We start from the raw sequence: 13,352 nt of genomic DNA on the forward strand, positions 1-13,352 counted from the left end.
TGATGTAATTAATAAAGATTATATTAGAACAGCAAGGGCTAAAGGTCTAAAAGAAAAAAAAGTAATCTATAAACATGCTGTTCGCAATGCAATTAATCCAATGATAACAATCTTTGGTTTTCAGCTCAGCTCTCTTTTTAGTGGAGCAGCTTTGACAGAGATCGTAACAGGTTGGCCGGGTTTAGGAAGAATGATGCTGACTGCAGTCAGATCTAAAGATTTATATTTAGCGATGGCCGGAATGATGATGGGGAGTTTAATGCTGATTATTGGTAATTTAGCTGCAGATATTCTGCTGGCATTAAATGATCCCAGGATAAAATATCATTGACCTAAAATACTTAAAATCAATTCTGATTTGTATTGATCTAAATTTAATAAATACTAAGCTACCGGAGTGTTAATATGCAGCATAAATTAAAATTAGATGATCAAATAAAAGTAAATAGTACTAAAACTCTCTGGCAGAAAAAATTAGCGAGATTATTAAAAAATAAATTTGCCCTGACCGCTGCCGTGATTATCTTTCTACTTTATTTTTTAGCAATTTTTGCGCCTTTTTTTGCTCCCTACAGTTCAACAAAAAACTTTAAAAACAAGTTCTTTCATCCACCAACTAAAATTCATTTCACTGATGAAAATGGATTAACTTCACCCTATATTTATGGAACCAAAGTTAAAGAAGGGTGGGCTGAATATGAAGTAAATAAAGAAAAGAAATATCCAATTAAATTCTGGAAGCAAGGTGAGAGCTATCAGCTTTTAGGTGTTTTTAAAAGTAATATTCATTTATTTGGGGTCGAGGCTGATCAACCTATTTTTATTTTAGGCAGTGACAATTACGGCCGGGATTTATTTACCAGAATCTTATATGGTGGACGAGTTTCATTATTTATCGGTTTTATTGCCATTTTTATTACTACTTTTATTGGTTTAATCATGGGCGGAATTTCAGGTTATTACGGAGGTTTTATTGATTCAGTTATTATGAGAGCTGTAGAAGTGATAATGTCTATCCCAAGTTTTTATCTACTCTTAGCACTGGCTGCTGTACTACCGCTTGACCTTTCTTCTGCTTTTAGATTCTTTTTAATCGTTTCTATTTTAGCTTTTCAGGGTTGGGCAGGTATGGCAAGGGTAATTAGGGGTATGGTTTTATCTGTTAAAAGTGAAGATTATATTGCAGCAGCTAAAGCAGTAGGCGCTGATGATAAAAGAATCATCTTAAAACATATTCTTCCATCTACAGCAACTTACGTAATAATTAGGGCAACTGTTGCTATTCCGGGCTATATTATTATGGAAAGTGGATTAAGCTTTATTGGCCTCGGAATCCAGGAGCCTTCTGCCAGCTGGGGTAATATGCTCAGCGCAGCTCAGAATATAACTAAGATCTCAGATTTTCCCTGGCTTTTATTACCCGGTTTATTCATTTTCATTACTGTTTTAAGCTATAATATCTTAGGTGATGGCCTCAGAGATGCACTTGATCCGAAATATTAATATTAATATTTAAACTAAAATCCCCTTCAGCTTCAGATCAATTTTAATCTAATCTGAATTATATGAAGGGGATTTATATTTGAAAATTATTCTATTTTAATTTAGCAGCTGCCTCTGCAGTACCTAATTGAGGGCTGGTTAAAAATTTACCCTGTATTTCTGCTGGCAGCACTTTTACTGCTCTGGCCATTGAAGCTTGAGCCAGCACAACAATATCAACTTCTGCTGCCAATTCTTTTAATTTTTTGGCAAGAAGTCTATCATGCTGATCTTCATTTCCTGCCATTAATTCTTGATAGGCAGAATCAGCTAATACAGTTTTAATTTCTACCTCTTTCTTTGCTGCAGCAGCTTTTTTCTGAATAAGCTCAATACTTGGTTTGAGCGTAGTCTCTAATGTCGCTGCTACTCCAATTTTCTTAGAATTTTCCACTGCTTTTTCGGCCATTGCAGAATCTATTCGCATTACCGGAATTTCATAATTTTTATTTTCACTATCAAAAATCTCTCCAATCGATGAGCAGGCACTCATAATTAAATCTGCTCCCTGCTCAGACGCAGTCTGAATATAGTATTTAACTCTCTCTTCTACTAGCCTAATATCCGCCTCATTATTAATTAATTCCGGTAAAATTGAATCATCTACTATATTGATAATCTCAATTTCTGAATCCTTCTCTTTAATCAGTTTATTTAAAGAATCTACTGTTACGGGTGTAGTATGGATTAAAGCAATTTTAGCCAAGATTTATCAGCTCCTAGTTTAAATTTTTAATCATAAAATTTAATATTTTGCTAATAATTCTTTGACAGCTTCTGATTTATTAAAACCAGTAATTAACTTTTCTGGTACATTATCAAGTCCAGAAGTTGCTGCCATTATTGCAGCAATTACCATTGCTCTGGCTGAAGTGTCTCCACCTGCCATAATGTTAAGCGTTAAGGCCTCAAGGAGATTATCAGCATTCCACAAAACATCAAGCACAATTGGAAAACCCTGTTCAGTTGAACAACCCTGACCACGGTCATCCGCATTTGCTACAATTTCATCTTTGCTTCCGATTTTGGCAAAGCTATCTGCAGTAAACTGATTTAAATCTTTATTAGCCTTTATGGCTTCTTTATAATCTTTACCTGCCAATATATTCTTAATTACAGCAAAAATAAATTTTGCTGTCTGATCAACAACTTTACTGTTATGAGTTAAATGAACTAGATCTAAAAATTCTTTTTGACTAATATCTTCTTCTAAAAACAGAGGCAGACTGCGGGCAATTCCACCTAATTCATGATTGTCAGCTCCAATCAGAGTTTCTGAACCCTTAAATTTTTCCAATGAATCTTTCATTGCATGGTCCATATACATTTCATTATTTTCAAGATACTCAACCCAGTCATCTCTAAACTGTTTCAAATCAAAGCCATTATTATCTTTAGTTGACTGCAGGAGAGCAAAAGCCTGTTCTCCATAGTGAGATAAATCTCCTGCTTTTTTGCCCTGATGAAATTTAGCCATTGGATCAGTATATCTCTTAATAATCCCTGAATAGCTATCTGCAAGTTTTTCTGTATCATAGACCCAGTGAGAACCGAATGAAAGTGCATCTGCAATAAAAACTGCTTTTATTAAATCTTTTCTTTTGTTTGGCATAATTATCCCTCCAATTAAAGTCTGATTATATTCTAATTTAATTATAATCTTTCTCTTTATAGATTTAAATTAAATCAATTACAACTAAGAGAGATATTAGATTTCCCAGCCTTTAAACAATAATTTTTTTATTCATTATTCCTCCTACTGCTCTTTATTTAAGTATATAAAAACTTTGATTTAAGAAACATGATTTCTGATTATACTTAATATTCTATCTATCTCTTAAAGCTTCAAGTTCATTAATTATTTTCTCTTTCTCTTCTGCAGAAGCTTCTTCTAATTTGGCATATAATTCAGCTTTTTTCATCTGGATAATTTCCTGGTCCAGATCCTCACCACTTTTATATTCACCTTTTTTAAATTTCTGGTACTGATTATAGCTGCCAGGAAAAACTTCTAAGTTTCCCTCCTTAAGCTGCCAGATCTCCTGAGCAATTTCTTCAATTAAATATCTATTGTGGCTGACAACTACAAAGGCACCATTGTAGTTTTTTAACGCTTTTTCAATAATTTCTCTTGATTCAATATCCAGGTGGTTTAAGGGTTCATCTAAAAGAAGTAAATTGAATTTGCCAAGTAAAAGTACAGCAAAGGCAGCTCTAACTCTCTCACCAATGCTGAGGTCCTTAATTTTTTTGAAAACATCTTCTCCTTCAAAGAGCATTGAACCCAGAAAAGTTCGAATGATTTCCTGATCTTTATCAGGATTTTTAAGTTTCATCTCTTCCAGTAATGTATTATCTGGATTTAAATTTTCTATTTTTTGCGAGAAGTAGCCTATTTTAAGCTGAGAACTTTTAAGCAGTTCGCCTGAATCTTTTTTTATATTTTCTAAAATAATTTTTAAAAGTACAGATTTACCGCTTCCATTTGCTCCCATCAGAGCAATTTTGCTGTCTTTTTCAATTTTGAAGTTAATGTTTTCAAATAAATTTAAATCAATAAACGACTTAGTTAGGTCTTTTGCTTCAACAATTATTTGAGAAGCAATTTCTTTACGCTCAAAATCAGGATTAATCTGACGGTGTTCGAATGGCTTTTCCTTCTGCTCAAGTTTTTCTATCTGTGATTCAAGACTTTTAACTCTTTTGGCAAAGCGTCCCTTGCGGCGGTCTGAACCTTTGGTTACATGCCAGAACGAATCTGTTCTTTTGCCTTTGCCATCAGTTTTCTGTACAAACTGCTGCTGTTTTCTTTTCCTCTGTTTTAGCCGCTTTTTTTCGGCTTGATATTCTTCATATTCTCTATACTGGCGCTGCAGCTCAATTTCTTTTTGTTTTTTGTACTCACTGTAATTACCGCTGTAAGTTTTTAACTCCTGCTGATTGAGCTCCCAAATTTCTTTGACAGTCTGATCCAAAAAATACCGGTCATGAGATATTATTAAAACAGCTCCTTCGAAATCACTAATAAATGAAGCCAGCCAGTCTCTACTTTCTAAATCAAGATGATTTGTTGGCTCATCAAGAATTAAGAGATCAACTTTCTGAGCTGCGAGCAATCTAATTAACTGAAGTTTTGTCTGCTCACCACCACTGCACTTTGCAATTTTTCGATCCAGAAAACCTACCTCAAAGCCAAACTTCTTCATCAACTTAAGGAATTCACCATAATCATATGTCTTCTCTGTCAGAAATTCTTCTACTGTCTGTTCTTCTGAGTAATTATAATACTGCGGTAGATAGCCAATATTTGTTTTTTTATTAACTTCACCACTGAAGTCTATGTCTCTGCCTAAGAGAACATTAATCATTGTTGTTTTACCAGTTCCATTACGGCCAATTAAAGCAATTCTGTCACCAGAGTAAATATTGAAATTTATATCTGAAAATAACTTGCGCGCTCCGAACCACTTTTCTAATTTTTTAGTTTCTAATAATAACAAAAAATCCCTCCTTATATAAATACCCAAACCGGTCAAGTATTAGAACATAAGAAGAGATTATAATTCTTCAGTGATCATATGTTAAATTATGGAAATATATAGCTATAATACTCTAACCAGTTTGTTGCTTAAGTTTTTAATTACTGAATGGTTAAAGTATTGATGTGCATTATTTTAAATATTTCACCTCTAATTTTTCTTTTATATTATCATGAATTCTAATTTTAAACAAGGGGATTTTTCAAAATTCAAACTTATTTAAGCGAAAACTTTTTGATCATTTTCAGCTTTTGATTCATTCCACCAATTTTTCTTGATTTTGATCTGACGAAATAACCGCTTATATATGCTAAATCTCCCATAGACCATTTATCCGCAAATTCCTTAGCTTTATTTGTGGTACCACAAATGTGATATTACCATCCCCCAGCGACACCGTCCTGTCGCATACACCTGTTTTTCTAATAATTCTCCAGCATTTTTTCTATTTCCTGATGCACTTCCACTCGCAAATCCTCGGGCTGCAGGATCTCTGCCTCTGAGCCATAACCAAGAATCCACTTTTTAATTTCTTCTCTGCTGCTGGTTTTAACCTTAAATATAATTTCATTCTCACTAATGTTTTCAATCTCCTGCTTGTCACTCCAGTGGTATTCGGGAACAAAGCGGGCTGCCCGATCACTAAATTTAACTTCTACTTTCATCTCCTCTTTACCCTGTTCAACTCCCCAGGCATTATCAAGCTCTTCTACGAGAGAAAAGTCATCAGGCAGCTCAAAAGATTCTGCTGTTAGCTTGATTTTTTTAATTCTGTCAATTCTAAATATCCTTTTTTCTTCCCTTAGATGACAATAGGCATAAAGGTAAGGTGCTCCTTTGTTGAAAAATAAATTATAAGGGTCAAGTTTTCTTTTTGTTGTTTGGTTGCTGCTCATTGAATAATAGTTAACTTTAATTTTTTTTCCTTCATTGATTGCTTTTTTTAACTTATCAAATTTCTGCTGGTGTTCTTCCAGCTCAACAAAAGGATCTGATATAATCTCATAATTTTTTATGTAGCTTCCCATACTGCTTTTTAAAAACTCTGGCAGAGAATTGTAGACTTTAGCCAGACCTGATTCCAGCTCTTTTTTCATCGGAAAACTGCGGTTTTGATATTCTTTGGCTGCTAAGAGCACTGCCTCTGTTTCTTTTTGATCTAAGTTTGGTGCTTTAAAACGAAAATTGTCCAAAATTTTATATTCCTTGAGATGATTATCATAATAGATTGGAACTCCCAGCTCCTCCATCACCTGTTTATCCCGATGAAAACTTCTCTCGGAAACCTCAAAATACTCAGCAAAATCCTTAGCTTCCCAGTGCTTATAGGGTTCATTTAAAAGCATTATTGTTTTTATAATCCTAAATATTCGATTTTTATCAGCCATTAAGCCACCTCTTTTCAAAATATTTTGTCAATTTATGTCGTAAAATTTAGCAAATATAGGAATTTACTTTAATAAATATATTCGTGATAAATCAGAACAATCCTTTAAAAATAACAAGGAAAAATAGGAAAAATTTGTGCTTCTGCTGAAATAAAAAAATCCCTACTTATAAGATTCCAATCTACTAAACTTCAAAATAAGTAAGGATAATCATAATCTAAAAATTTTAAGCTCAAAACTGTCTTAAAAATTCCAGAGCAAAATTAAAATAAAGGCTTGTTCCTGTTTTTAAACTATCTTCATTGATCTTAAATTTTGAATTGTGATGAGGATAGTTCTGCTCTTCATCTTCAAATCCGGCACCAACAAAAGCAATCACTCCAGGAACTTCTCTTAAATAATAGGCCATATCTTCACTACCTGTTGTTTTGTCCATCGCTATTAAATCTTCTGCAGCTATTATTTTTTGTGCAGCAGATCGGGCTATTTCTGCAGCTCTTTGGTCATTTATTGTAGGAGGAGTACCCTTTTGTATAGTAACCTCAGCTTCTCCTCTATATGCTTTGGCAGTTTTTTCTGCATAACGTTTAATTGCTTTAGAAGCCTGAACTCTTGTTTTTTCGCTAAAACATCTTAAAGTTCCTACAATTTCTGCTTTATCTGGAATAACATTAAATCTGCTTCCTGATTTCATTTTACCAAATGTTAAGACAACAGGATCTAAAGAATTAGTTTCTCTACTTAAAATCGCCTGTGAATCTAAGACAAATGAAGAAGCCATAACTATTGGATCAACTCCCTGATGAGGCATTGAACCATGTCCCCCTTTACCTGTGAACTCAACTATCACATAATCTCCTGAAGCCATACGCGGTCCTGCTTCAACATTGATTTTACCTGTTGGTAGATCAGCCCAGAGGTGGATTCCCATAATTCCATCAACATCGTCTAAGACTCCTTCTTCCACCATTTTAGCTGCTCCCTGTACCATTTCTTCAGCTGGTTGAAAAATTAATTTGACATTACCTGCTAGCTGATCTCTAATTTCATAAAGGGCTCTGGCAGTACCTAAAAGCATTGCTGTATGGCCGTCATGACCACAGGCATGCATAATACCTTCGTTTTTTGATTTGAATTCTAAATCAGTTTTTTCTTCTACTTTCAGAGCATCCATATCAGCCCGTAGGGCAGCTGTTTTACCAGCATTTGAACCTTTGATAACAGCAGCTACTCCTGTATCTGCATATTCCTGATAACTGATTCCCATTTTTGCTAGTTCTTCTTTTATTCTTTTAGATGTTCTTTTTTCATTCCAGCTTGTTTCAGGGTGCATATGAAATTCTCTTCTTAAATCTAGAACATATTTTTCCTGTTCTGCTAATATATTTTTGAAATCCACTGTTACTCGACCTCCCCTTTATTTAAAAAGTCTAAGGCAAATTGTGCATATAATCCAGAAACAGTTTTTAAAGCATCTTCATCTATGTTAAACTCTGGATGATGATGGGGAGCATCAGCACCTTTAGCTTTGTTTTTGGAGCCAACAAAGGCAAAGGCTGCTGGAACTTCTGCAGCAAAGAAAGAAAAATCTTCTCCACCAGTTGTTTTATCTAATTTAACTATTGAACCCTGACCTGAAAACTTTGCTGCTGCCTTATGTGCAATTGCTGAAATTTCCTGATCATTAATTAAAGGAAGAGTCATTTTATTATACTCTAATTTCGCTTCAGCCCGATAGCTGGCAGCAGTTTTTTGAGCAACCCTACCTATAATTTCTTCAAAATTCTGGTTAATTTCTCTGCTGAAACATCTAGTTGTACCTTCTAAATAAGAGTTTTCAGGTAAAACATTAGCTTTTGAACCTGAATTGAAGATATCCACACTTAAAACAGCAGGCTCCATTGGATCAAACTCTCTGCTGACAATAGTCTGTAAGTTCATAACTACAGCAGCTCCTGCCATTATGGGATCAACCCCCTGATATGGCATTGAACCATGACCACCTTTTCCTTTAACGTTAATAATAAATTGATTTACAGCAGCCATCCTGGGGCCAGCTTCTACAGAAATTTTTCCGCTTTCTAGGTCATTCCAGACATGAATACCAAAAATAGCATCCACATCTTCAACTACTCCTTCCCCAACCATAGTTTTTGCTCCAACTGCAATTTCTTCCCCAGGCTGAAAAATCAATTTAACAGTCCCAGCAAATTCTGATTTTAGATTATTTAATATTTTAGCTGCTGTTAGTAAACTGGCTGTATGACCATCATGGCCGCAGCCGTGCATTAAACCCTCATTTTCTGATTTATATTCTATCTCATTTTTTTCCTCAAGTTCTAAAGCATCCATATCCGCTCTTAAGGCAGCAATTTTACTACTTTTAGCTTTTTTAGTTCCTTTAATTTCACAGACAACACCTGTCCCTGCAGCTTTTTTTGGTTTCAAACCCAAACTTTCCAGCTCCTCTATAACTCGACTGCAGGTTCTTTCTTCTTTCATACTTGGCTCTGGATGTCTGTGAAACTCCCTTCTCATAGATACAGCATAATCAAAATATTTTTCTGCTAATTCTTTTACCCTACTCATTCAGCTTCACCAACCTTTAAAACCGTATGGTAAACAAGTTCAATTCCTTTTTGTAAATCTTTATAATCAGTCCACTCTTCTGCGGTGTGGCTTCTACCATCCTTGCTGGGAACAAAGATTAAACCAACATCGGTAATTGCTGCCATTATCATTGCGTCATGGCCGGCACCACTTATCATTTCTTTAGTATTTAAATCTAGTTTTTTAGATTCTTTCTTAAATGTATTAAAAATTTCTGCTGACAATTCAACTGGCTCAACCATTAACATCTCTTTGACCGAATAATCTACAGCATATTTCGTTTCAATATCTGCCAGTGCTTGATCAATTTCAGCTCTTACTTTTTTAATACAATTTAATTCTTTGGATCTGATATCAACAGAAAATTCTACTTCTGCTGGAACAATATTGGCTGCTCCTGGTTTGACATCAAGACTGCCCACTGTAGCAACTGTCCCTGAGCCGGCTTCAAAGGCAAAGTTTTTAATCTCAGAAATAACCTCTGCAGCTGAGGACAGGGCATCTTTGCGCATATCCATTGGAGTCGTACCTGCATGATCTGCACGCCCTTCTACTTTAACTCTAATCTGATTAATACCAACTATAAAATCTACTATCCCTACATCTTTGCCTTCATTTTCTAAAACAGGCCCCTGTTCTATATGAAGTTCAATAAAAGCTTTAAGTTTTTTGGGATCTCTTTCAGCTTCTTTAATTTTTTTAGGATCAAAACCAAAGTCCTCAAAAGCTTCAGCCATTGAAATTCCAGCTTCATCTTTAAAATCTAAAAGTTCCTGATAATCTACCTGACCGGTCATTGCCCGACTGCCAAAGACTCCGCCACCAAAACGGCCACCTTCTTCTTCAATCATTGCTATAAATTCTATGGGATGTTTGCTTTTTATATCATTCTCATCAAGCACTCTTAAAATTTCCAGTGCCATAATTACTCCTGCTGGTCCATCAAAATTACCACCATTTTTAACTGAATCAAAATGGGAACCAACCATAACAACAGGTGCATCTTTATCAGTACCTTCTCTTCTAGCAACCAGACTACCTGCAGCGTCTTCATAAATTTCTACATCTAACTTCTGCAGTTCATTTTTTAGATAATTTCTAGCAGCTCGATCCTCTTTAGTCAGAGAAAAACGTGTTAATCCTTGACCTGGTGTTGCATTAAATTGACTTAAATTTTCTATGTCATTTTTTATTCTCTCTACTTTTGTTAACATTTTATCTACTCTCTCCTCTCTTATTTTAGCTTATATTAATTATTTTGAAAATAAGTTTAAATTTATAGTAACTTAACAAAGAAACCGGCAATGATTACTGAGGCTATAGTTACTGTTGCAAATCCACCTACCAACATCTTTGGCAGCATTTCATCTACAGCATACTGATATTCTTCATCATTTCTAGTATTTGCTCTGGCAGATTCAATAGTTAAGATATAATTTGCAGGGAATCCATAAAGTGCTGTCATAGCTATCGAAATAGACATTTCCTTTGTATAACCGAAGGCTTTACCAACTAAAGCGGAAACCACTGCCATCCCTGATATACCAAGTACAATAATCCCAAATAAAGGTACTGCAATCTCTGTTAACATCTCAGGTGTAGCATCAGAAAGACCAGCAAAAATAAAAGCCATTAAAATTGTAATTAAAAAACCAAAGGATCCTGATTTAACCAGTGCTTTTTCTTCTAAAAATCCTATTTCTCTTCCAATAACTCCAAATAACATACAGACTACAAATTCATTTAGATGCAAAATCGGAGCGGCCATTACTGATAAAGCTGCTACCAGACCCAATTTAAATAAAATTACATATGTTGTTTGATATTTTTCTGGTAAGGGAGGAATTATCCTAAATTTACTTTCTTCTTTGTCAGCTTCCTCTTCCCCCGTACTTGTCATCTCAATTTCTCCACTCTTAATTTTATCTGCCAGCCTACCCGCTTCTTTTTTTAGTAGAAAAGATGTTATAGGGTAGCCAAAAAAGCCCTGAATAACATACATTGCTGTTGCTAAAACAGCTATCGAAGTTAGGCCCCTTTCGGCGGCTGCTGTTGACATCAAAATAGAAGCTACTACTCCTCCAGTTAATGGTGGGGTTGCTGCTACAACATTTTCCCAGCCAAATAGAAGATTACCAATGGTCATTGTTAAAGTTATAATTCCTATTATACCAGCAAGAGCTATTACCAATGTTTTCCACTGTGCTAAAAGCTCTTTTAAGCTCATTAAAGTTCCCATATGAGTTAAAAGCAAATACATTGATAAATAAACAACTGGAGTCGCAAAAGAACTCTGAGCTACTATGTCACCCGGCAAAATTGTCCAAAAACCAATTATAAATAATACTGCTGAAACAAAAACCGATGGTATCATTGCCTTTGTTTTCATAGATACCAACTCACCAACTGCCAAAATCAACAAAACAATACTAAATGCTTGTGTTACACTAAAATCCATATTTTTCTCCTCCTAGACTACTAAATTCTGATTTGTTACTGATTATAACAAAGTTTATTTATTATGACAATAATTACAAGCTAAATAATCAGGATTTTCAATAATTAAAAATTAGCTAAATAACTACAAATTAATAAAGCTGCTGGCAATTGCCAGCAGCAGTTAAAAAGTTATTTGTTTTCTACAAATTGAATTTTGAGACCATTTGGGTCTAATACAAAGAAAAACTCAATTTTTGGATTCGGCGAAATAGGTCCACTCTGAATTACTATGTTCTTTTCTTCAACAAATTTCATTTTTTCGGCAAGCGAATCAACTTCAAATCCCAGAGATATATCTGCTCCAAGCTCTACTTCAGTCTGATTTTGATCATCAATCAGTTCGACAGCTGTTTGTCCATCTGCAGCTGCTAAAAATACAATTTTTGTCTCCGGGCCAGCCTCAAACCGCCTCTGAACCTCTAAACCAACAATATCTCGGTAAAATTCAACTGATTCTTTTAAGTTTTTAACTTTAATTGTGGTCCATAAAAAACTCAAATTACCAACTCCTTTTTTAATCTTAAATTTATTCATTTTCGAGCCTGGTATATAAATCCATAAATTCCTTTGCCATGTCTCTTAGTAAAATGGCTGTCATTAAATGATCCTGAGCGTGTGTCAGCATTAAACTGCTTTCTATTTTTTCTCCATTAGCTTCTTTTTTTATTAATTCTGTCTGTTTAAGATGAGCATTAATTAATTGATCATCTGCTTCTCGATAAATTTCTTCTGCCTTTTCTGCTTCATCATTTTTCGCATACTTAACAGCTTTTAAAAATTTTTTCTTTACATTTCCACTTAATGAAATAATTTCAATCAAATCATTTTGTAATTCCATCAATATCCTCCTAATAATCTATTATCCTAGAGCAATAAATACCATAATATAATGCAGTATTCCTCCTGCTAAGATAAAGAAATGAAAAATTTCATGAAAACCAAACATCGGTGTAATTTTTGGTTTTTTTATAATATAAAATACAGCTCCTGCAGTAAAAGATAAACCACCAGCAAACATCAAAATCAAATTAGCAGTTGGCATTGTCATAAACAGTTGGTGAAAAGCAAAAATACCAACCCAACCCATTAAAAGATAAACTATAGTATATAAAATTCTTGGAGTTTTAAAATACATAAACTTTAGGAAAAAACCTCCTAAGACCAATCCCCACTGAACTGCAATTATTGTCCACTTTAGCCAGCCTTCTAAATAAAGATAGGCTACTGGTGTGTAGGAACCAGCAATCATTACGAAAATTGCAAAATGATCTAGCTTGCGCCAGATGGAATTTTCATCATCTTCTTTTTTAAAAGCATGATACAAAGAACTGGCTAAGAATAAAAATGCTACTGAAGCACCATAAACTGCAGCTATAATTATTTTATCAGGACTCTCTAAAGCCCTAAATATTAACAGAACTAAACCAATTAAAGCCAGTATAAAACCAACAAAATGAGAATAAAATGAAACCTGCTCTTCTTTTCTCATCTTTAAACCTCCATTCTCTCTACTTTCACTTTTTGATACTTTTAATAATTATTACATTAGAAACAAAAGTATTCAGCTAAGCTTTTTACAATTTATAAATATAATTTAATTAACTTATAATTATCTCTGATAATATTATACCATTTATAGCTTAAAATATCATTAAAATGAACAAAATGTCCTTCGGACAATCTGTAATATAGTAAGGTTAAATTTTGTTGATAGCGGAAATTATGAAACTATAAATATTATATACAACAAACCATCAGGTATAATTTCCTAGCT

General features: G+C 34.2%; 13 protein-coding genes. 2 read left to right on the forward strand and 11 right to left on the reverse strand.

Annotated elements, in window-relative coordinates:
- On the forward strand, positions 1-331 hold a 331-nt coding region (locus CI949_RS10110; protein WP_290765943.1), incomplete at its 5' end, for an ABC transporter permease.
- Between the two features lie 74 nt (positions 332-405).
- On the forward strand, positions 406-1,503 hold the full coding sequence (locus CI949_RS10115) for an ABC transporter permease (protein ID WP_089723049.1): 1,098 nt from the start codon (positions 406-408) through the stop codon (positions 1,501-1,503).
- Positions 1,504-1,594: 91 nt separating this feature from the next.
- Here CI949_RS10115 and CI949_RS10120 read toward each other — a convergent pair whose 3' ends face one another.
- From CI949_RS10120 to CI949_RS10170, 11 genes are all read right to left on the reverse strand, one after another.
- Positions 1,595-2,248 carry an aspartate/glutamate racemase family protein gene (locus CI949_RS10120; protein ID WP_081374645.1) on the reverse strand — a complete coding sequence of 218 codons (654 nt, stop codon included), beginning with the start codon at positions 2,246-2,248 and terminating at the stop codon, positions 1,595-1,597.
- Positions 2,249-2,287: 39 nt separating this feature from the next.
- On the reverse strand, positions 2,288-3,154 hold the full coding sequence (locus tag CI949_RS10125; protein WP_073160953.1) for an ADP-ribosylglycohydrolase family protein: 867 nt from the start codon (positions 3,152-3,154) through the stop codon (positions 2,288-2,290).
- A 214-nt stretch (positions 3,155-3,368) separates the two neighbouring features.
- Positions 3,369-5,042, reverse strand: coding sequence for a ribosomal protection-like ABC-F family protein (gene abc-f, locus CI949_RS10130; RefSeq protein ID WP_073160955.1), 1,674 nt, complete (start codon positions 5,040-5,042; stop codon positions 3,369-3,371).
- 461 nt (positions 5,043-5,503) lie between these two features.
- Positions 5,504-6,469: a YafY family protein gene (locus tag CI949_RS10135; RefSeq protein ID WP_073160957.1), complete on the reverse strand. Its 966-nt coding sequence runs from the start codon at positions 6,467-6,469 to the stop codon at positions 5,504-5,506.
- A gap of 232 nt (positions 6,470-6,701) precedes the next feature.
- Complete coding sequence (locus tag CI949_RS10140) at positions 6,702-7,868, reverse strand: M20 family metallopeptidase (protein ID WP_089716803.1); 1,167 nt, start codon at positions 7,866-7,868, stop codon at positions 6,702-6,704.
- A 2-nt stretch (positions 7,869-7,870) separates the two neighbouring features.
- A complete protein-coding gene (locus CI949_RS10145; protein WP_089716802.1) occupies positions 7,871-9,058 on the reverse strand; it encodes a M20 family metallopeptidase in 1,188 nt (395 codons plus the stop codon).
- Complete coding sequence (locus tag CI949_RS10150; RefSeq protein WP_089716801.1) at positions 9,055-10,293, reverse strand: M20 family metallo-hydrolase; 1,239 nt, start codon at positions 10,291-10,293, stop codon at positions 9,055-9,057. The genes CI949_RS10145 and CI949_RS10150 overlap by 4 nt, the downstream gene beginning before the upstream one ends.
- A 62-nt stretch (positions 10,294-10,355) precedes the next feature.
- Positions 10,356-11,537: a hypothetical protein gene (locus CI949_RS10155; RefSeq protein ID WP_089716800.1), complete on the reverse strand. Its 1,182-nt coding sequence runs from the start codon at positions 11,535-11,537 to the stop codon at positions 10,356-10,358.
- 170 nt (positions 11,538-11,707) lie between these two features.
- On the reverse strand, positions 11,708-12,076 hold the full coding sequence (locus CI949_RS10160; RefSeq protein ID WP_089723052.1) for a VOC family protein: 369 nt from the start codon (positions 12,074-12,076) through the stop codon (positions 11,708-11,710).
- 28 nt (positions 12,077-12,104) lie between these two features.
- Complete coding sequence (locus tag CI949_RS10165) at positions 12,105-12,416, reverse strand: PTS lactose/cellobiose transporter subunit IIA (RefSeq protein ID WP_166635235.1); 312 nt, start codon at positions 12,414-12,416, stop codon at positions 12,105-12,107.
- Between the two features lie 21 nt (positions 12,417-12,437).
- Positions 12,438-13,067: a hemolysin III family protein gene (locus CI949_RS10170; RefSeq protein ID WP_089719400.1), complete on the reverse strand. Its 630-nt coding sequence runs from the start codon at positions 13,065-13,067 to the stop codon at positions 12,438-12,440.
- Positions 13,068-13,352: the final 285 nt, after the last annotated feature.

The organism is Halanaerobium sp. (genome assembly GCF_003070835.1).